The sequence below is a fragment of the Bacillus sp. L381 genome (genome assembly GCF_030284525.1).
In the GTDB taxonomy this organism is placed as follows: Bacteria; Bacillota; Bacilli; order Bacillales; family Bacillaceae; genus Bacillus; species Bacillus amyloliquefaciens.
The window spans coordinates 667,037-686,033 of record NZ_CP127224.1 but is presented as its reverse complement, the minus strand read 5'-3'; the positions used below and the strand labels follow the sequence as shown (position 1 = coordinate 686,033).

Genomic DNA, 18,997 nt, shown 5'->3' with positions numbered 1-18,997 from the left:
CTTTTTATACGAAGGAGGTAAAATTATATTCAGTAATCGGTGTTTCGTTTTCAATATCACGCCTGAAGCCTTTCAGCATCTCAAGCTCTTCATCCCCAAGTGAGTCAAGGTCAAACGCCTGATGCAATAATCCGTAGATCAGCATATGGCGCAGGCGGAGGAAATCCGGGATTTTCTCAAGCCATACGGGATCGAGATCATTTTCTTCCTTATATCCTTTCATAAAATGAGTCATAAACTCCTCCGTAAATGCAGCCTTGTCTTCATACGGGATGACCGGATACCACAAAATATTGTAAAGCAAAATGCTGATATCATTCACAAACCAATTGTAGCCGCTGTCATCAAAATCAAATGCAGTGATTTTTCCGTTGTCCCAGTTAAAATTGCCATGGTGCAAATCGGCGTGCACAAGGCCGTAGTTTTCCGGGTTCTTCGGCAATCGCCGCAGTTCTTCCATTAAAGCATCCGCCCGCTCGAATACGAGGTGCTGATCTTCGGGCACGTATTTTCTGAGCTTCAGCTGCTCCTCTTCATCCCATTCTTGCCTTTTATATTTCGGGTCGCTCAGACGGTAGCTTTTCGTCAGCCGATGCATGTTCCCCGTATACTTGCCAAGCTCATAAAACAGAGTCCCGTTCCAATCTGATTCCTCCACTTTGCGTCCGGGTGCTTTTTCATAAACTCTTAATAAAAACGCTCCGCCTTTTCCGTCCGGCACTTCTTCGACATCTCTGCCGTTTAATGAAGGAATCGGTTTTGCTGCCGAAAGCCCGCCCTTTGTCAGATGATGAAGCCATTCCATTTCTCCGAGAATATATTCCGGTGTTCTGCGGATCGTATGCGTAATTTTTAAGATATAAGCTTGATTATCTTTTACAATTTCGTATACGTAATTCTCTGCATCCGCAATAAATTGAAACTTTGTAAATCCGTATATTTCACCGGCTTTGGCCAGCACCTTATCTTCCTCAAAAATCGCTTGAATATCTTTATGCATGCTGATTCACCCTCTTCTTAACTTTTGTCGGTGACGTGAGTACTCAGCAAATGTCATTCATCAACATTCCTGCCCTTCTTTTGTTCATAGCAGATTAGTAAACTCCGCCTATAAACGAAATGTATTTTCCTGTTAATCCCTAATTATACAAATATCATAACATACCTCATCTCTCTCACCAACGATATACACAATAAAAAACCCTTGCTCATATAGAAATGAACAAGGGCATCTTGGTTAATCGTAAATATGGACGGTCGGTTCTTTGTCACCCGCATTGCGGACGATAAGCGCTTCCTGGCCGTCTGATGAGGTGATGTTGATTTCGACATCGACTGAGCCTTTTGAATAATAATCCATCAGCTCACCCGTTAAGTATTGGGTAAAGGCGATGACTTCGCTTTTCCCGTAAAATTGCATCGGGATTTCAATTTTCATTTTTCTCATTTCATCATTTTCGTACATCGCCGTTCCGACTACTCCGGTATAGTTCGGGAAGTAGCTGTCGATAGCATTTTTGAAGCGTTTAAACACTTCGGAATCGTCAGGGTATTTCTTTGCCGTGTCAGTATCAGCCGGATAGAACACGTACTTTTCTTTGACATCATCCCAGTTTGAAATGGTGGATGAGCCGGCTTTGACTTCTGTTTTCGCAATGTAATTCCCCGGTACGATTGATGTCTTCGGCGCTTGTTTATAAAGGGCGACGGTAATCGGCACATTTTTCAGGTTATCCATTTTCCGGAGACGGTTAACGACTTCCTGGGCGATTTCTTCACCATGACTGCGGATCGTTTTGTCGCTGAGCTCCACTTCCTGCTGCGGATCCCCTGTATTTTCGCGATAATAGTATACAGAGTTCAGAGCGAGACCGATCATGATACCGCCAAGCTGGATGCTATTTTTATCTTTTCTTACTAAGTAATCCTGCTCGAGCATAGACGCTAAGTAAATCGGGCTGTTTTCGTTTTTCTCTTTTGCCGATCCCGAGTTTGGCAGCACCGGATTTAAGCCGAGATTCTGGAAATTGGCGTCTGCCTTTTTCGCCTTTTTCAGATCACTGCCTTCTTTTTTGCGGTCAAGCCAGCTGAGTACCGTGTCCTCATCTAAATACTGGCCTTCCTGATACAAATAGTCATCCGTCGGGAACGTGTCTTGGGCGAGCCGCATCAGTCCCGTCTCGAATTCATCGATGTCCAGCCTCGTATTCAGCCGGTCCGCGGTCAGGCCGCGCGCTTTTCCGGCCTTAAACGGAAGCACCATCTTATAGTAGGAATCAGAGATATTATATTTCGGTATGATCGCTTTTTCAGAAGACTTTGCCGTTTTCTGAGTGATCTCTTCCTCTTTGTTTCCCCCGAAACTCGGCGAACAGGCTGACAGCATCAATACTGCCGCCGTTGCCGTCGCCGCCAATGCCAACATCTTTTTCAATAGAAAACACTCCTCTTATTTCTTTAGCTCTCCCAATAGCTGCGCTTCATTCCATACTTCAATGTTTAATTCCTGCGCTTTTGTCAGCTTGCTTCCGGCCGCTTCTCCGGCAATCAGCAAGTCTGTTTTTTTGCTGACAGATCCCGTCAGCTTTCCGCCGAGCGCTTCAATCTTCGCTTTGGCTTCATTTCTGGACAGCTCTTCAAGCTTTCCGGTTAACACGATGGTTTTGCCGGCAAAATAAGAGTCGCTGTCCTCCGCTTTTACTTTTTTCGGGCCTTTATAGAGTGTGTTCACACCGAGCTCTTCCAGTTCATTCAAAAGCTCAAGCATTTCTTCTTTACGGAAATAGGTGATAACGGCATCGGCCATCTTTTCACCGATTTCATCTACTGCCAGCAGCTCTTCTTCCGTGGCTTGTTTCAGATTTTCCAGGCTTTCAAAATGCATGGCGAGTGTTTTGGCCGCTTTTGAGCCGATAAAACGGATGCCGAGACCGAACAGCAGACGTTCCAACGAATTCTCTTTCGATTTTTGGATGGAGCTGATCAGATTATCAGTTGATTTTTCCCCCATCCGTTCAAGCCGGATGACCTGTTCTTTTGTCAGCTTATATAAATCAGCGACATTACGGACGAGATGTTCACGGAAAAGCTGTGTGATGACACGTTCTCCGAGTCCGTCAATATTCATCGCGTTGCGTGAAACAAAGTGAATCAGGCCTTCTCTGATTTGCGCCGGACATTCCGGATTGATGCAGCGCAGCGCGACTTCTCCTTCAATGCGCACAAGCTCGCTTTCGCATTCAGGGCAGACGGTCGGCATATTGAATTCTTTTTCTTCTCCGGTCCGCTGTTCAATTAAGACATTGACGACCTCAGGGATAATGTCGCCCGCTTTTTTAATGACCACTTTATCGAGAATGCGGATATCCTTCTCTTTAATTAAATCTTCGTTATGAAGGGATGCTCTTGAGACCGTCGTTCCCGCGACTTTTACCGGTTCCAGAACGGCAGTCGGCGTAATGACGCCCGTTCTTCCGACATTCAGTTCGATATCGAGAAGTTTTGTCACGACCTCTTCTGCCGGGAATTTATATGCAATCGCCCAGCGCGGGCTTTTTGCCGTATACCCGAGCTCTTCCTGCTGGTCGAGCGAATCGACTTTGATGACGATTCCGTCAATTTCATACGGGAGGTCGGCCCGCTTCGCCTGCAGCTCTTCGATCATTTCAATTACTTCATCTATCGTGGCGCATTGTTTCCGTTCCTGGTTTGTTTTAAAACCGAGCTCATCCAGAAAATCCAGGCCCTGACTCTGTGTTTCCACACCCATTTCGTCAAGCTCCGCTATACTGTAGACGAAGATGTCAAGATTTCGTTTCGCTGCAATTTTCGGATCGAGCTGTCTGAGTGAGCCCGCAGCAGCATTCCGGGGGTTGGCGAACGGCTCCTCTTCATGTTTCAGACGTTCTTCATTGAGCGCTTCAAATGACTGTTTCGGCATGAACGCCTCTCCGCGCACTTCTATGGAAAGGTTTCGTTTCATTTTCAGCGGAATGTTGCGGATCGTTTTTAAGTTTTCCGTAATATCTTCGCCTGTTGTTCCGTCTCCTCTTGTCGCGCCTCTGACGAAATAGCCGTCTTCATAACGGAGAGAAACAGCAAGACCGTCTATTTTCAGCTCCACATTGTAAGCGACGCCGTCACCGACAGCCTGACGGACGCGGCGGTCAAAATCGCGAAGATCATCATCGTTAAATGCGTTGCCGAGACTGAGCATCGGCGTGCCGTGCTGCACTTTTTGAAATGATTCAAGCACCGCTCCCCCGATCCGCTGTGTGGGCGAGTCAGGCGTTCTGAGCTCCGGGTGCTCTTCTTCTATGGCAATCAGCTCCTGCATCAGTCTGTCATACTCGGAATCCGGTACACTCGGTTCATCTAAGGTGTAATATTCGTAACTGTACTGATCGATGGTGCGGCGCAATTCATCTGCCCGGTGTTTCGCTGTTTCTTTGTCCATCATGTTCTTCCTTTCCTCTTCAGGTTACTGCTTTTCAATCGGCGCAAAGGCGGCCAGCAGCCGCTTCACGCCGACTGGGCTCGGGAACGCGATATCAAGCTCCGTGCTTTCGCCTTCTCCTTTTACGCTGACAACCGTTCCGGTGCCCCATTTTTTATGGCCCGCTTTATCGCCGACAGCCCAGCTGAGCGAGTCGCCGCCTGTTTTGTTCGCGTAGGAAACAGGACGGGATACGGGCCCGCGTTTCGGCTGCATTTTTCTTCCCGGCTGCATGCGCGGGCTTTTCTTCTCATTTAGGTTCTCCAATAAATCGCCAGGTATTTCCCTGATAAAGCGGGATTCCGGATTCATATTGGTGCGTCCGAATAGGGTGCGCATTTTGGCATTCGTTAAATACAGTTCTTCTTCCGCCCTCGTAATGCCTACATATGCGAGTCTGCGCTCTTCTTCCATCTCAGCTTCTTCCATCAGGGAGCGGCTGTGCGGGAACACGCCTTCTTCCATGCCCATTAAGAACACGACAGGAAATTCAAGCCCTTTAGCGGCGTGCAGTGTCATTAACGTGACGGCATCCTTTCCGCCCGATTCCTCTTCCTTCTGGTCGAGCTGGTCAATATCCGCAATCAGCGCCAAGTCGGTCAGAAACGCGACGAGAGACTTGTCTTCGCTTTTTTGTTCGAAGTTTTTCGTCACAGAAAGAAACTCGTCGATATTCTCAAGACGGCTCTGGGCTTCAATTGATTTTTCAGCCTTCAGCATTTCTCTGTATTCCGTTTTATCGAGAATTTCTTCCGTGAGTTCCGTAATGGACAGGTAATCCTGCATATTCGTCAGATTTTCAATCATCGCGCCAAAGCCGTCAAGCGCGTTTGCCGCTTTGGCGCTGACACCGATGAAATCAACCTGTTTGATCGCCTGGAACAGTGACATCCCGTTCATCGCCGCGTATGAAGCGATTTTTTCAAGCGAAGTGGCGCCGACGCCCCGCTTCGGCACATTGACGATCCTTGTAAAACTGATATCGTCGTCCGGGTTTGACACAAGGCGCAAATACGCGAGAATGTCTTTAATTTCTTTCCTGTCGTAGAACTTTGTTCCGCCGACGATATTGTAGTTCAGACCGGCTTTTAAAAGGGTTTCCTCAATCACACGGGACTGGGCGTTTGTCCGGTATAAAATCGCGATATCGGAAAGCTTCCGCCGGCCCGAGCTGTTCAGCTCATAAATTTTGCCCGCGACGAATTGGCCTTCGCCGAATTCATTGTCGCCGCTGTAATAAGAAAGCTTGACTCCTTCGTCATTCTCCGTCCACAAGTTTTTCGGCTTGCGGTTTGAGTTGTTTTTAATCACTTCGTTGGCCGCTTGCAGAATCCGCTTTGTGGAGCGGTAGTTTTGTTCGAGCAGAATGACGTTTGCGCTCGGGTAATCTTTTTCAAAAGAAAGGATATTCGCGATATCCGCCCCGCGCCATCTGTAAATGGACTGGTCGGAGTCACCGACGACGCAGATATTTTCAAGACGGGCAGCAAGCTGCTTAACAAGCAGGTATTGCGCTCTGTTCGTATCCTGATACTCGTCTACGTGAATGTACTGGAATTTGCGCTGGTAAAATTCAAGCACTTCCGGCACACGCTCGAAAAGCTTAATCGTCGTCATGATTAAATCATCAAAATCGAGCGATTGGTTTTTCAGCAGTTTTTTCTGGTAATCGGCATACACGTCACTCGTGACCTGATCATAGTAGCCGCCGGCCGTTTTTGCGAATTCCTCCGGTTCGATCAGCTCGTTTTTCGCACTGCTGATGGAGCCTAAAATACTTCTCGGATCAAACTTTTTCGGATCGATATTCCGCTCTTTCAAAATCCCTTTAATAACGGAGAGCTGATCAGCCGTATCAAGAATGGAGAAGTTGCGGTTGATGCCGATCCTGTCAATATCCCTGCGCAGTATCCGCACGCACATGCTGTGGAAGGTGGATATCCAGATTTCATCCGCGCCGGGCCCGAGAATGCTCTCGACCCGCTCCTTCATTTCTCTGGCGGCTTTATTTGTAAATGTGATCGCCAGAATATTCCATGGAGCCACGTGTTTTTCCGCCATTAAGTATGCGATTCTGTGCGTCAGCACACGTGTCTTTCCGCTTCCTGCTCCCGCCATCAGAAGCAGCGGACCGTCCGTCGTCTTAACCGCTTCCTGCTGAACGGGATTTAATCCGCTTAATAATTGATTGCTAATATAATTCATATCCGTTCACCGCCTATCAAACATATGTTCTATCATAAATCAAATTCGTCTGCTTGGCTACTTTGTCTTTACAGCCGCCACCGTTTTGAGCGCCTGATCAAAATCTTCATATACGGCATTTCCCACAACGATGACATCGGCATGGCGGCCGAACCGTTCTGCCGTTTCCGCGTCTTTAATGCCGCCTCCGTAAAACAGGACGGACTTGTCCAGCACAGCCTTCGTTTTCTCCACCGTTTCTATGTCCGCCAGCATTCCGCTGTATTCCAGATAAAAAATCGGTAGATGAAGCAAATGCTCCGCGACCCGCGCATAAGCGAGAATATCTTCTGTTTCTATATGTGTATCCGCCTCCGTCAAAGCAGCCGCTTTACAATCAGGGTTGACGATGCAATAGCCCTCCGTCACGATTTCCTCCATGGACATCAGCTCGCCGTATTCTTTCATCGCCTGATGGTGCATGCCGACAATCCAGTCCGCATTTTTGCTGTTGAGCACACTCGGAATGAAATAAAGATCAAACCCGGGCACAATGGAATCAATCGTCGATACCTCAAGTACGCACGGCACTAAAAACCGCCGCACCTTTGACATCAGTCTCAGCACATTGTCCTCGGTGATATTGTCGCTTCCTCCGATCACAATGGCGTCAGTCCCTGATTCACAAAGCCGTTCCAGCTGTTCATCCGGTAAATCTTTATTCGGATCGAGTTTAAAAACGTGCTTCCACTCGTTAACATCGTACATGCGTTTTCGTTCCTCCATTCGTTTCTTGCCATTTAAACATTATAACAAATTCATTTGGCCCGGAAAAACGGAAAAAGACGTCATTCATCTGATTCATAAAAAAAGATGGCGCTCCGGCGGACGGGAAACGGCCATGTTTGAAAACAGACAAAATGTGGAATGTCAAAGAGAAAAAAGGCAAGGAGTCTGATTTCAATGGAACAAGCCATTATCGTACTGATATGTATATTGATTTTTATTATTTTAGTTCCCGCCGTATTGCTGCTTTGGATATACATAAGAGACGAAAAACAGGAAGAACATTCAGTGCTGCGCAATTATCCCGTAGCGGGAAAACTGCGCTATATATTTGAAAAAATCGGACCTGAGCTGCGGCAGTATTTATTCAGCAATGATAACGAAGAACAGCCGTTTTCCCGGAGAGAATATGAACAGACGGTCATGTCGGGAAAGTATAAAAGCAGAATGATGGGCTTCGGATCAGAACGGGATTTCGATCAGCCGGGCTATTATATCCGGAACGCCCTCTTCCCGAAACAAAGGGAGGAGCTGCGCACAGATCAAACGCCGAAGATCGACACGATGGTATACAAGATTGACAAGGACAACCTGCTGAAGCGCAGCGAACATCGTGAAAAAGCAAAAGCGGATCCTTATTACCTGCACCCTGACGATGTACAAGTGATCGGCCGGGACACATGCAAGAAACCGTTTTATGTGAAAGGATTAATCGGACAATCAGCGATGAGCTACGGCTCACTTGGCGACCGGGCAATTACCGCCCTGTCAAAAGGGCTGCACCAGGCAGGAGGCACGTGGATGAATACAGGCGAAGGCGGCCTGTCTGAGTATCATCTGAAAGGCGGCGCGGATATTATCTGCCAAATCGGCCCCGGACTGTTCGGCGTCCGCACTGAAGAAGGAGAATTTTCGTGGGAAGAATTTAAGAAAAAAAGCCGTCTCGAACAAATTAAAGCCTTTGAATTAAAGCTTGCGCAAGGAGCGAAAGCAAGAGGCGGGCATATTGACGGTTCAAAGGTTACCGAAGAAATTGCCGCCATCAGAAATGTACAGCCCGGACAATCCATAGACAGCCCCAACCGTTTCAATGAATTCTCAAATGTTCCAGACATGCTTGATTTTATTGAGAAATTAAGGACTGTCGGTGAAAAACCGGTCGGCATCAAAATTGTTCCGGGCAGCCGAAAAGACCTTGAAGATCTTATTTCCTGTATGAGTTCATCAGGCAAGCATCCCGACTTTATTACGATTGACGGCAGTGAAGGGGGAACGGGTGCTTCCTTTCATGAGCTGGCGGATTCCGTCGGCCTGCCGATTCTGACCGGCCTCCCCCTTGTTGACGGCCTTTTGAAAACATACGGTATAAGAGATAAGCTGAAAATTTTCGCATCCGGAAAGCTGCTCACTCCCGATAAAATCGCCGTCGCCCTCGCGTTAGGCGCGGATTTTGTCAATATTGCCCGGGGAATGATGTTTTCAGTCGGCTGTATCCGCGCTCAAGTATGCCACACCAATCATTGTCCTGTCGGAGTGGCAACAACCGATCCAAAGCTTCAGCGCGCGCTCAGTATCGAAGACAAACAGCACCGCGTCTGCAACTACGTGCTCTCCTTGCGTGAAGGACTGTTTCACCTTGCCGCGGCGGCGGGCATCAGCTCACCGATTCATTTCTCAGCTGAACACATCGTATACCGAGAGGAAGACGGCAGCCTGAGGGAGCTTCCCGGCCTTATGAACCAGCACGCATAAAAAAAAACCGCCTGCCGTCATCGGCAGAGCGGTTTTTTACGTTGCTGAGGAGGATTCTCCTTTGTTGACACGGTCAAGCGCCATTTCATAGGCGTCGTTGCCGTAATTTAAGCAGCGCTTCACCCGGGAAATCGTTGCTGTTGAAGCACCCGTTTCGCTTTCTATTTTGTGATACGTATTTCCTTCACGGAGCATTCTTGCCACTTCCAAACGCTGCGCCAGCGATTGGATTTCATTAATCGTACAAAGATCATCAAAGAAACGATAGCATTCCTCCAGATCTTTCAGCGATAAAATAGATAAGAATAACTGGTCCAGTTCTTTTCCGCGTAATTTATCGATTTGCATCGTCAAACATCTTCTCCTTTACTAATGGAAGCTGCATCGAGATCAGGCACGATATTAATCCATGTCTTTCCTGGCACAAACGGAAGAATCTCACCGCCTTTTACGGGCAGAATACGTCCGTCTTTATATTCCCAGTCTGACTCAATAACATCGCCGTGCTGAAGCAGGAGACCCTTTCCCCCTGATTGAATATCGATGGCCCGCCTTCCATCTTTGTCTGTAATGCGATGGCCGGCTTCAACAATAAAAATGTTGTGCATGGCTAAAGGCTTTCCGGTCTCCCGGTCTGTCGCTTTCACACCATCAGAGCTTCTTGTATAAGCATCAGCTTTTTTATCATAATCGTATTCGACAAGATTTGTAACGTTTTGTGTTCCATAATCTATCCGAATATTGTAGGTATCGTTTCCGGGTTTTGCGTCTGATGTCTGAAATGGAAGCGGTTTTGTTTTTTCGTTCAGCTTGTATCCCTTTTGTTCCGCCGCCTTTCTGATATTGTCATAAGACGTGTAGGAATTGTGGGGAGGCTTGCTGAAATCGGCTCTCCAAAACAGGCTTCCGTCAAAATCCAAACCGTTTATATAATCGTAAGCTCCGGACTCCAGCTGCTTTTTAGCGCCGGGACTCCAGCCATGATGGACAAATATGCTGTTAAACCCGCTGCTGAGGGTGACAAAATATTCCCTCGCGCTCCGCACAGGCCCGACCGTTTCCGGCATCTCACTCTGAAAAATCGCGAGAAACCGCGTAATCCGGCCCTCCGCCAGCGCTTCGATGACAACATCCGCCTTTGACAGCCCGGATTGGGGCCTCGCCTTCGGATGATTGTTCACTGCGACTGCAATCGGACGGCGTTCTGCAAGCTTCCGCTCAGTTTTCAACCCTGTTAAAGGGGCTTCCGCCTCTTTCGGCTGCACCTGATCGGCATCATTCTGCCGGCAGGCGGCAAGCAGCAAAAACGCAAAATAAAGCATACAAACGGTTTTCCATCTTTTCATATGTCGGCTCCCTGCTTTTATATTTTAACGCATTATCGATGGAAAGAGTACAGTTTTTTTCATCACGTCGAATATTCCTCTCGGCGTAATGCGAATATAAGGCAGGTGTGTGCTCTGCAAAAAGAGCAGCGTATAGATCGGATCGCAGAATCGGTAGCCCCGCTCTTCCAGCAGAATCCTCAGTTTTTGTTCTTTCTCAAGCACCTCTTCATAATTCTCCGCAGATGCGGAACCATTTAAGGAGAGGGGGATTTCATGAAGAATTTTCCCGTTTTCGGCAAGTACGATTCCCCCGCCGATTTCTTTCATCCGTGAGAAAGCAAGCAGGATATCTTCCTTATTTTTTCCGACAGCGATAATATCTCCGGTTGTCGTGTAGGAACTGACAAAGCCCTGCACCCGCTCGGCAAAACCTTTCAGCATTGTATTGACCCGCCATTTTCCATGCTTATCGAGAAGCGTGAGATAGCTTTCATCATGATCAAAAGAAAGCTGGTCAACAGAATTATCAATCGCAATCATATACGGCTCCATAATGACCGCGTTGCGCATTTTCACACCCATCGGCATTGAAAACTGTAAATCATCCATCGTCATATCATATGAAAGCTCAAGAGGGACAAGACCGCCCTTTTTCCAATCCGTTTCTGTAAACGCCTTCATATTTCGGCCGTCTTCTCTCAGCAGTATGCCTTTGGATATCACCGTGACCGGATCCGGATTCATGGGGTCATCGAGAATGTTCAATGAGGCAAGCCGTCCAGGGCCGACTACACCGAGAAAGTCGTCCATCTGATAATACTTCGCGATATTAAAGGACGCCATATTGTAAGCGTCAATCGCCGGAACTCCTTCCTCCAGAGCGATTTTGATTAATTCATTCGTCATGCCGCCTTTATAAAAAAGCGGCGACGCCCCATCCGTCGTGTAAAAGAAATGATCATAATGCCGGAAGCCTTTTTGGTGGAGGTCCTGCAAAATCGTCCTCAAATCAGGGCGGATGGATGAATGCCTGAGCGACACATAGTAGCCCAATTCAAGCCGTCTCATCACCTCGTCGCCATTCATCGCCTCGTGATCGGAATCGGCGCCGAACAGTTTCATCTTCGTAAGTGTTTTCTCAGAAGCGCCGGGAAAATGCCCTTCGATCCGCTTGCGCAGTTTCTTTGTCGCCTGCATGCAATGAAGCATCAAGTCATCCCCGTCCATGAGCCGCGGCCAGCCGGTCAATTCTCCGCCTTGAATGACATCGGGGTGCTCAATCCATTGCTTGCGGACATCAAAAGAAAGAAGCTGGTCTTCATTCAGCACTTCAGTCTGCAGATCATATCTGGACCACCAGAAATATTGCACCGGCTGTTTTTTCAGTTCTTCTAATATGGTAAGCGCTTTCTTTTTTCCGCTGTGCAAAAGGAAAAACAAGTTATCATTAACAAACGTCGTTGTTCCGAATTGAGACACATATTCGGCGAGCGTTTGGGGATTATATATTTGAAAAGGATGTGTATGCGGTTCAATGTAACCTGGCACAATGTATTTTCCTTCACAATTTATGGTATGAATGTGCTCTGCTGCATCAGGAAGCTCATCACCGACATATACAATTCGGTCTCCGTAAATCCAGATATTTTTTTTCAGCCATTGTTTTAAAAAAGGATTTAAAACGAGAGCGTTCCGTAAGAGTAGCGTTGGAAGCAGCTTTGAGTCTACAACATCCGCCTGTGATCTGATGTCTTTATTTTTCCAGTTAAAGGTACGTTCGGACATTCACATACTCTCCTTCGCTTATATTAGACTCATCGTATCACATCCGCACAATTATCGCACGGTTAAAACGTTACAAATTATTGAAGATGAACAAAAAGTAAAGGAGCTGAAATAATGAAACCGAATATCAGTTTATTGAACGCCGTTATGCGAATCACTTGCGGCCTCACCATTTTGTCTGCCGCGTCAGCGAAATACACGAGAAAACCGTGGTGCAAAATGCATCTTTTCTGTATGATGATGGGCGCAATGAAAGCGGCGTCCGGCATCCTCCGCTTCTGTCCGGTAACGTATATGTTCCAGGCTGGAATGAATCAGGATGACAGCCGCCAGCAAGAAAAATAACAAGCCGTTTCGGCTTGTTATTTATTTTCTCCTATTATAAAAGTGTCCGGCAAGTCCGAGAAGGATCGGATAACAGAAAGCCCAGCCGCTGAAGCTGTAAATGCCGATACAAAGTCCGAGTGAGGCCAGCGCTGACCACCAGCCGATACCGAAGCGGCGCAGCAGCTTGAGCCCGGCCGCCATTGTAATGATGTATGAAGCGATAAATGCGGCACTCGGACCCTTCAGCAATACTTCAGGATTGAGCTGAAACACCCATTGAATCAAAAGCACCGTAAAAAATATGGCGCCGAGCGTCGTCAGCACACGCACAGGGGTGCGGTTTTTTTGATGCAGCCGGTCAAAGTATTTCGGAATATGCCCTTCCCGCGACATCGCATACACCATTCTTGAAAAGCCCGCAATATTGGCATGAACGGTGCTGAATGTAATAAACAGCGCCAGACATGCGGTTATGTATACTCCCGTCCGCCCCGTGCCGTTTGCCATCAGCAAATTGAGAGACGCGATGCCTTTTTCGTCTCCGTAAGCATGGGTTCCGACCGTAACATAAGCAGTCAGTGTATATAACAGCCCCACACACGCGGCGGCCGCAAACAGACTGATCGGAATATCCCTTTTCGGATGTTTAAACTCTTCGGCAAGCGGTGTAATCATTTCCCAGCCGACAAAGGAGAAAAAGATCATAACTGCGGCCGAGCCTGCGGCATGCCATCCGTGCGGGAGAAACGGATGAAAAGAGCCGGGCGTGACATGCGGCAGTGAAACAGCAACAGCCGCGGCTAACAACAATATAATCAAACAAATGATCAGGGTGCCGATCCCTGCGGATAGCTGAAGCCCTCTTAAATGAAGAAACAGGGATAAAGCAAGCATTGCAGACGCAATCAATGTAACGGCACCCGCACCCGCTCCGGTGACGCTTGTGATGTACTGAGCACCGGTCAGCGCGATAATCGGGACGCCGATCGGAACTGACCCAAGCATGATCCAGCCTGAAACCGCTCCGGCCTTTTTCTGAAAAGCAAGTTCTGCATATGCTGTAATCCCTCCCGCACTCGGCGCTTTCTGCACCAAGGCGGAGAGTGTCCCCACAATCGGAAAAGCCGCCAATGACATCAAAAGCCAAGCGGCGAGCGAAGCAGGCCCCGCGGTATCTGCCGCAACAGAAGGCAGAATTAAAATCCCGCACCCCAAAACAGCCCCTATCGTCAATGCGGTTCCCTGCACCCATGTGAGAGAGCGGCGCAGCGTATTCATGGTGATTCCCCCTTTTTGAAAAGCTGGCTTTATTATAAAGAAAGAAAACGGTCTTCCATATGTTACAATTAAGCAAAAACGGTTTCTTTCATTTAAAAATAAAGGAATTACAGGAAGATCACTTAAAATGAAAAGGGGCAGCCTTATGGACCAAACAGACTTACATATTTTATCGCATTTGCAGAAAAACGCCCGGCTGACAATGGTGGAGCTCGGCAAGCTTGTCGGGCTCAGCTCTCCAAGCGCCGCTGAACGGGTCAAAAAACTCGAAGAAAAAGGGGTGATCACGGGCTACGGCGCCAATATCAATTTTGAGAAACTGAATAAGCACGTAACGGCTTTTATCCTGATGGAACCGAGAAACTGCAAGCATTATGCCGCATTTGCCGGCAAGCATCCGGATGTCATAGAAAACCACAGAATCACCGGCATGTACAGCTACATCACAAAAGTCGTGACAGAATCCGTCCATACGCTGGAGGACTTTATCGATGAATGCATGTCACACGGCAAGCCGACAACCTTGGTCGTCCTGTCTTCCTCAGCCTTTGAAGGCGCCCTTACGTAAAAAGAAAACCCCCGCATCTTTCATGACGCGGGGGTTTTCCATTATCGCAGCGATGCTTTCAGCGCACGGACGCCGATATCGCTTCTGTAAAACAGGCCGGGTTTTGTCAGGCCGGAAACGGCACTGTACACTTTATCTCTCGCCGCTTCAAATGTCTCAGCAAATGCCGTGACATTGGCGACCCGGCCGCCGTTTGTGACAAATTGATCGCCGTCTTTTTTCGTTCCGGCATGAAAAACGGCGATTCCGTCTTCAGCGGATGTCAAACTGCCGATCGGTGTCCCTTTCGCATAGCCTTCAGGATAGCCCTCAGAAGCCAGCACAACGCTGACAGCGGCCGTATCCTTCCACCTTAGGTCAACATCCTTCTCATGAAGCAGATCCAAAAGCACCTGAATGAGGTCTGATTCCATTCTCGGCACCACAACCTGTGTTTCCGGATCACCGAAGCGCGCGTTGAATTCAATGACTTTTGATCCGTTTTCCGTCAGAATCAGCCCCGCGTACAGCACGCCCGTGAAGGAGCGTCCCTCTTTCACCATAGCTTTTGCCGCCGGCTTCACAATCGTTTCGACAGCGCTTTTGACGATGTCATCGGAAATGTGCGGCACCGGTGAGTAGGCGCCCATTCCGCCCGTATTCGGCCCTTTGTCTCCGTCGAAGGCGCGTTTATGGTCTTGGGCGATCACCATCGGATAGACGGTCTCCCCTTTCACAAACGCCATTAAGGAAAATTCTTCGCCGGCGAGGAATTCTTCAATGACCACGGATGCGCTCGCCTCGCCGAATTTCTCATCCTCGAGAAAATCGTGCAGGCATTCAATCGCTTCCTCTTCAGTCATCGCGACCGTCACACCTTTTCCGGCGGCAAGCCCGTCCGCTTTAATGACAATCGGCGCGCCTTTCTGCTGCACATATGCTTTCGCCTCTTCAAATGAAGTAAACGTCTCATACTCCGCCGTCGGTATACCGTATTTTTTCATTAAATCTTTCGCAAACTGTTTGCTTCCTTCAATGATTGCCGCTTGTTCGGACGGTCCGAAAACAAGGAGTCCGGCTTTTTCAAACTCGTCCGCTATCCCTTCAATGAGAGGAACCTCGGGGCCGATAATCGTCAGGCCGACATGATGTTCTTTCGCAAAGGCAATGAGTCCGGCATGATCGCTTTCTTCGATGCTGACCAGCGTCGCGCAGTCTGCCATACCGTCATTTCCGGGCGCAGCGTACACCGTGTCAGTAAGCGGACTTTGCGCCGCTTTCCAAGCCAATGTATGCTCTCTGCCGCCTTTACCGATAATCAATACATTCACGCTTCGTTCCTCCCTTAATGTTTGAAATGTCTGATGCCTGTGAAGACCATGGCAATGCCGTATTCATCCGCTTTTTTAATTGAATCTTCGTCCCGGACCGATCCGCCGGGCTGGATGATCGCCGTGACGCCCGCTTTTGCGGCTTCTTCGACCGTATCCGGCATCGGGAAAAACGCGTCTGATCCGAGCGCGCTGCCTTTTGCTTTTTCTCCGGCCTGCTCGATGGCGATTTTGGCCGAACCGACGCGATTCATCTGTCCTGCACCCACACCGACCGTCATATGGTCTTTTGTAAGAACGATTGCGTTCGATTTCACGTGTTTGACGACTTTCCAAGCCAGCTTCAGATCTTCCCACTCCTGCTCGCTCGGCTCTCTTTTTGTCGGAATGCTGATTTTTGCGTCATCAAATCCGTGCACGTCTAAATCTTGAATCAAAAGGCCGCCCTGTACGGAAGTCAGCTGTTTTTCTTTCTTCCCTGCTGCATTCACGTCAAGCGTGAGCAGACGAAGATTTTTCTTCGACGTCAGCACGTTCAGCGCTTCTTCACTGAAAGAAGGGGCGATTATGATTTCTAAAAAGATGCCGTGAAGGGCTTCGGCCGTTGCCTGATCAACTTCACGGTTCAGCGCGATGATGCCGCCGAAAATGGACGTTTTGTCCGCTTCATACGCTTTATTGAACGCTTCCTCAATTGAAGCTCCCGTACCGACTCCGCATGGGTTCATATGTTTAACGGCAACAGCAGCGGGTTCTGTAAATTCCCGGACGATTTGAACGGCCGCATCCGCGTCTTTAATGTTATTGTAAGAAAGCTCTTTGCCGTGAAGTTGTTTTGCCGCCGCAATGGAACCGGAGACAGGCAGTGCGCTTTGATAGAAAACAGCCTCTTGGTGAGGGTTTTCGCCGTAGCGGAGCGATTGTTTTTTCTCAAATGTAACGGTGAATTGCTCAGGGTCTTTCTCACCGGCCTCGTGTGTTAAGTAATCGGCGATTAATGCGTCGTATGCCGCGGTGTGGCGGAATACTTTGGCCGCAAGCTCGCGTTTTCTTTTAAGTGAAACGCCGCCGTGTTCTTTGATCTCATTGAGCACGGAGCTGTAATCGGCCGGGTCCGTGATGACCGTCACATCCTGATGGTTTTTCGATGCGGCGCGCAGCATGCCGGGACCGCCGATATCAATGTTTTCTATCGCTTCATCGTATGTTACGTCTTCTTTTGAAATCGTTTCTTTAAACGGATAAAGGTTGACGACCACAAGATCAATGGGTGCAATGCCGTGCTCATTGATCTGCGCCATATGCTCTTCATTGTCTCTTACAGCAAGCAGGCCGCCGTGAATATTAGGATGGAGCGTTTTTAACCGTCCGTCCATAATTTCAGGAAATCCGGTCACTTCCGAAATGCCGATGACATCCACACCGTTTTCCTGGAGAAGTTTTTTTGTTCCTCCGGTCGAAATGACTTCGACGCCGAGCTCTGTCAGTTCCTTTACGAAAGGTACAAGATTTGTTTTATCAGAAACACTGATTAGTGCGCGTTTGATTGTCATGCCTTTTCACCTCTGTTATTTAGTCCCAGCAGCTGTTTCACAACACTCGGATACCATTTGTGCTCAAGCTCGTGTATTGTATGTTCCATGTCTTCAAGCGTATCGTTTTCCTGTATCTCGAATGCTTTTTGCGCGATAATCGGTCCGGTGTCCATGCCTTCGTCAACGTAATGAACGGTAATGCCCGCCACTTTCACACCGGCACGATGCGCCTGTCCGACAGCGTCAATGCCCGGAAATGCCGGGAGAAGCGACGGATGTATATTGATAATCCTGCCTCCGTATGCTTCAAGCAGCGTATCTCCGATCAGTCTCATATAGCCGGCGAGAACGATTAATTCAACCCCGTGCAGACGAAGCTGTTCAATAATGGCCCGTTCAAAGGCGGCCTTGTTTTCAAAAGCTGACGGTTCAAAGGCGAATGACGGGATATGTAAAGCCTCCGCCCTTTCCACCGCCTTTGCATGAGGCTTGTCCGTCACGAGAAGCGATAGCTCCGCGTCCCACTTCTCTTCTCTCATGCGTTTGGCAATGGCCTCGAAGTTCGATCCGTTTCCTGAAGCAAATACCGCAAATTTTTTCATGAAAGTGCCGCACCGCCGAAAGAAATGCCTTCGCCGTGCTTGACCCGCCCGATCAAATAAGCCTTCTCGCCCTGAGCTTCAAGCGTGTCGATGACGTCTGTCAGGTTTTCTTCTTTAACAGCAAGGACAAAACCGATGCCCATGTTAAAGACGTTGAACATTTCTTCTTCTTTCAGCTTGCCGTGCTCCTGCAAAAACGGAAAAATCGGTGGGATCGGCCATGACCCGTGATCAATTTCCGCGCTCAATCCGTCCGGCAGCATCCGCGGAATGTTCTCGATGAATCCTCCGCCTGTCACATGCGCCATGCCGTCCACCTTACCGCTTTTTACCGCTTCAAGTACCGGCTTCACATATATTCTCGTCGGTTCCAGCAATTCTTCTCCGAGCGGCCGTGCGAAGGGTTCATAGACAGTATCCAAATCAAGTCCGCCGTCATCAAGAAGCACCTTTCTCACAAGGGAAAATCCGTTGCTGTGAAGGCCGCTTGAAGTAAGTCCGATTAAGAGATGCCCCTCTTCGATATGTTCACCGGTGACGATTTCGTCTTTTTCCGCGACACCGACTGAAAAGCCGGCAATATCGTATTCATCAGCCGTATAGAGCCCCGGCATTTCCGCCGTCTCACCGCCGATAAGCGCTGATCCTGACTGCTCGCAGCCATCTGCCACGCCCTGAACGATCTGCTCGATTTTTACCGGATCGGCCTTGCCGACTGCTAAATAATCAAGGAAAAACAGCGGCTCCGCTCCTTGGGCGAGCACATCATTTACACACATCGCCACCGCATCGACGCCGATCGTGTCATGCTTATCCATTGAAAAAGCGAGTTTCAGCTTGGTGCCGACACCGTCTGTTCCGGAAATTAAAACAGGCTTTTGATACGGGAGCTCTGACAGATCAAACATTCCGCCAAAACCGCCCAAGCTTCCCATAACGCCGAGCCTTTTCGTGCGCTCCACGTGTTTTTTCATTCGTTTGACGGCTTCATATCCGGCTTCGATGTCAACTCCGGCATTTTTATAAGCATCAGACATCCCTATCACT

16 protein-coding genes are annotated in these 18,997 nt (G+C 48.5%); 3 read left to right on the top strand and 13 right to left on the bottom strand.

Annotation, left to right across the window (positions count from 1 at the left end; all coding sequences use genetic code 11):
* Positions 1-4: 4 nt before the first annotated feature.
* From QRX25_RS03340 to pcrB, 5 genes are all read right to left on the bottom strand, one after another.
* Positions 5-1,000, bottom strand: coding sequence for a phosphotransferase enzyme family protein (locus tag QRX25_RS03340; protein ID WP_115998092.1), 996 nt, complete (start codon positions 998-1,000; stop codon positions 5-7).
* 237 nt (positions 1,001-1,237) lie between these two features.
* Positions 1,238-2,434, bottom strand: coding sequence for a CamS family sex pheromone protein (locus QRX25_RS03335; RefSeq protein WP_013351295.1), 1,197 nt, complete (start codon positions 2,432-2,434; stop codon positions 1,238-1,240).
* 15 nt (positions 2,435-2,449) lie between these two features.
* Entirely contained in the window at positions 2,450-4,456 is a 2,007-nt protein-coding gene (gene ligA, locus QRX25_RS03330; RefSeq protein WP_115998093.1) for an NAD-dependent DNA ligase LigA, read from the bottom strand.
* A 24-nt stretch (positions 4,457-4,480) separates the two neighbouring features.
* The gene (gene pcrA / locus QRX25_RS03325; protein ID WP_115998094.1) at positions 4,481-6,700 is read right to left on the bottom strand and encodes a DNA helicase PcrA; all 2,220 of its coding nucleotides are present in this window, start codon (positions 6,698-6,700) and stop codon (positions 4,481-4,483) included.
* A gap of 57 nt (positions 6,701-6,757) precedes the next feature.
* A complete protein-coding gene (pcrB, locus tag QRX25_RS03320) occupies positions 6,758-7,447 on the bottom strand; it encodes a heptaprenylglyceryl phosphate synthase (RefSeq protein WP_013351292.1) in 690 nt (229 codons plus the stop codon).
* A 195-nt stretch (positions 7,448-7,642) separates the two neighbouring features.
* Here pcrB and QRX25_RS03315 point away from each other — a divergent pair, with 195 nt between their 5' ends.
* Positions 7,643-9,217, top strand: coding sequence for an FMN-binding glutamate synthase family protein (locus tag QRX25_RS03315; protein ID WP_115998095.1), 1,575 nt, complete (start codon positions 7,643-7,645; stop codon positions 9,215-9,217).
* A gap of 36 nt (positions 9,218-9,253) precedes the next feature.
* On the opposite strand, the gene QRX25_RS03310 is transcribed toward QRX25_RS03315, so the two are convergent.
* From QRX25_RS03310 to QRX25_RS03300, 3 genes are read right to left on the bottom strand one after another with little or no spacing between them, the layout of a single operon-like run.
* A complete protein-coding gene (locus QRX25_RS03310; protein ID WP_003155745.1) occupies positions 9,254-9,565 on the bottom strand; it encodes a YerC/YecD family TrpR-related protein in 312 nt (103 codons plus the stop codon).
* 2 nt (positions 9,566-9,567) lie between these two features.
* Positions 9,568-10,563: a DUF3048 domain-containing protein gene (locus QRX25_RS03305; RefSeq protein WP_115998096.1), complete on the bottom strand. Its 996-nt coding sequence runs from the start codon at positions 10,561-10,563 to the stop codon at positions 9,568-9,570.
* A 24-nt stretch (positions 10,564-10,587) separates the two neighbouring features.
* Positions 10,588-12,330: an adenine deaminase gene (locus tag QRX25_RS03300; protein ID WP_115998097.1), complete on the bottom strand. Its 1,743-nt coding sequence runs from the start codon at positions 12,328-12,330 to the stop codon at positions 10,588-10,590.
* A gap of 114 nt (positions 12,331-12,444) precedes the next feature.
* Here QRX25_RS03300 and QRX25_RS03295 point away from each other — a divergent pair, with 114 nt between their 5' ends.
* Positions 12,445-12,675, top strand: coding sequence for a YgaP family membrane protein (locus QRX25_RS03295; RefSeq protein WP_045508019.1), 231 nt, complete (start codon positions 12,445-12,447; stop codon positions 12,673-12,675).
* A 21-nt stretch (positions 12,676-12,696) separates the two neighbouring features.
* On the opposite strand, the gene QRX25_RS03290 is transcribed toward QRX25_RS03295, so the two are convergent.
* Positions 12,697-13,935, bottom strand: a complete 1,239-nt coding sequence (locus tag QRX25_RS03290) for an APC family permease (protein ID WP_065980876.1) — start codon at positions 13,933-13,935, stop codon at positions 12,697-12,699.
* Positions 13,936-14,080: 145 nt separating this feature from the next.
* Here QRX25_RS03290 and QRX25_RS03285 point away from each other — a divergent pair, with 145 nt between their 5' ends.
* On the top strand, positions 14,081-14,503 hold the full coding sequence (locus tag QRX25_RS03285; RefSeq protein WP_014471543.1) for an Lrp/AsnC family transcriptional regulator: 423 nt from the start codon (positions 14,081-14,083) through the stop codon (positions 14,501-14,503).
* A gap of 41 nt (positions 14,504-14,544) precedes the next feature.
* Here the strand turns inward: QRX25_RS03285 and purD are convergent, their stop codons facing one another.
* Genes purD through purM form a run of 4 tightly spaced genes read right to left on the bottom strand, consistent with a single transcriptional unit; the run spans position 14,545 to position 18,987 of the window.
* Positions 14,545-15,813 (bottom strand): phosphoribosylamine--glycine ligase, encoded by a 1,269-nt coding sequence (purD, locus tag QRX25_RS03280; RefSeq protein ID WP_065980875.1) that lies wholly within the window; start codon positions 15,811-15,813, stop codon positions 14,545-14,547.
* A gap of 14 nt (positions 15,814-15,827) precedes the next feature.
* Entirely contained in the window at positions 15,828-17,366 is a 1,539-nt protein-coding gene (gene purH / locus QRX25_RS03275; protein WP_065980874.1) for a bifunctional phosphoribosylaminoimidazolecarboxamide formyltransferase/IMP cyclohydrolase, read from the bottom strand.
* On the bottom strand, positions 17,363-17,950 hold the full coding sequence (gene purN, locus QRX25_RS03270) for a phosphoribosylglycinamide formyltransferase (RefSeq protein ID WP_115998099.1): 588 nt from the start codon (positions 17,948-17,950) through the stop codon (positions 17,363-17,365). The genes purH and purN overlap by 4 nt, the downstream gene beginning before the upstream one ends.
* Positions 17,947-18,987 (bottom strand): phosphoribosylformylglycinamidine cyclo-ligase, encoded by a 1,041-nt coding sequence (gene purM / locus QRX25_RS03265; RefSeq protein WP_013351282.1) that lies wholly within the window; start codon positions 18,985-18,987, stop codon positions 17,947-17,949. Before purM ends, purN begins: the two co-directional genes overlap by 4 nt.
* Between the last annotated feature and the right edge of the window lie 10 nt (positions 18,988-18,997).

Coding starts and splice junctions, on each gene's coding strand:
- QRX25_RS03340 (WP_115998092.1), bottom strand. CDS start 1,000: ATGCATAAAGATATTCAAGCGATTTTTGAGGAAGATAAGGTGCTGGCC.
- ligA (WP_115998093.1), bottom strand. CDS start 4,456: ATGGACAAAGAAACAGCGAAACACCGGGCAGATGAATTGCGCCGCACC.
- pcrA (WP_115998094.1), bottom strand. CDS start 6,700: ATGAATTATATTAGCAATCAATTATTAAGCGGATTAAATCCCGTTCAG.
- pcrB (WP_013351292.1), bottom strand. CDS start 7,447: ATGTACGATGTTAACGAGTGGAAGCACGTTTTTAAACTCGATCCGAAT.
- QRX25_RS03315 (WP_115998095.1), top strand. CDS start 7,643: ATGGAACAAGCCATTATCGTACTGATATGTATATTGATTTTTATTATT.
- QRX25_RS03310 (WP_003155745.1), bottom strand. CDS start 9,565: ATGCAAATCGATAAATTACGCGGAAAAGAACTGGACCAGTTATTCTTA.
- QRX25_RS03305 (WP_115998096.1), bottom strand. CDS start 10,563: ATGAAAAGATGGAAAACCGTTTGTATGCTTTATTTTGCGTTTTTGCTG.
- QRX25_RS03300 (WP_115998097.1), bottom strand. CDS start 12,330: ATGTCCGAACGTACCTTTAACTGGAAAAATAAAGACATCAGATCACAG.
- QRX25_RS03295 (WP_045508019.1), top strand. CDS start 12,445: ATGAAACCGAATATCAGTTTATTGAACGCCGTTATGCGAATCACTTGC.
- QRX25_RS03290 (WP_065980876.1), bottom strand. CDS start 13,935: ATGAATACGCTGCGCCGCTCTCTCACATGGGTGCAGGGAACCGCATTG.
- QRX25_RS03285 (WP_014471543.1), top strand. CDS start 14,081: ATGGACCAAACAGACTTACATATTTTATCGCATTTGCAGAAAAACGCC.
- purH (WP_065980874.1), bottom strand. CDS start 17,366: ATGACAATCAAACGCGCACTAATCAGTGTTTCTGATAAAACAAATCTT.
- purN (WP_115998099.1), bottom strand. CDS start 17,950: ATGAAAAAATTTGCGGTATTTGCTTCAGGAAACGGATCGAACTTCGAG.
- purM (WP_013351282.1), bottom strand. CDS start 18,987: ATGTCTGATGCTTATAAAAATGCCGGAGTTGACATCGAAGCCGGATAT.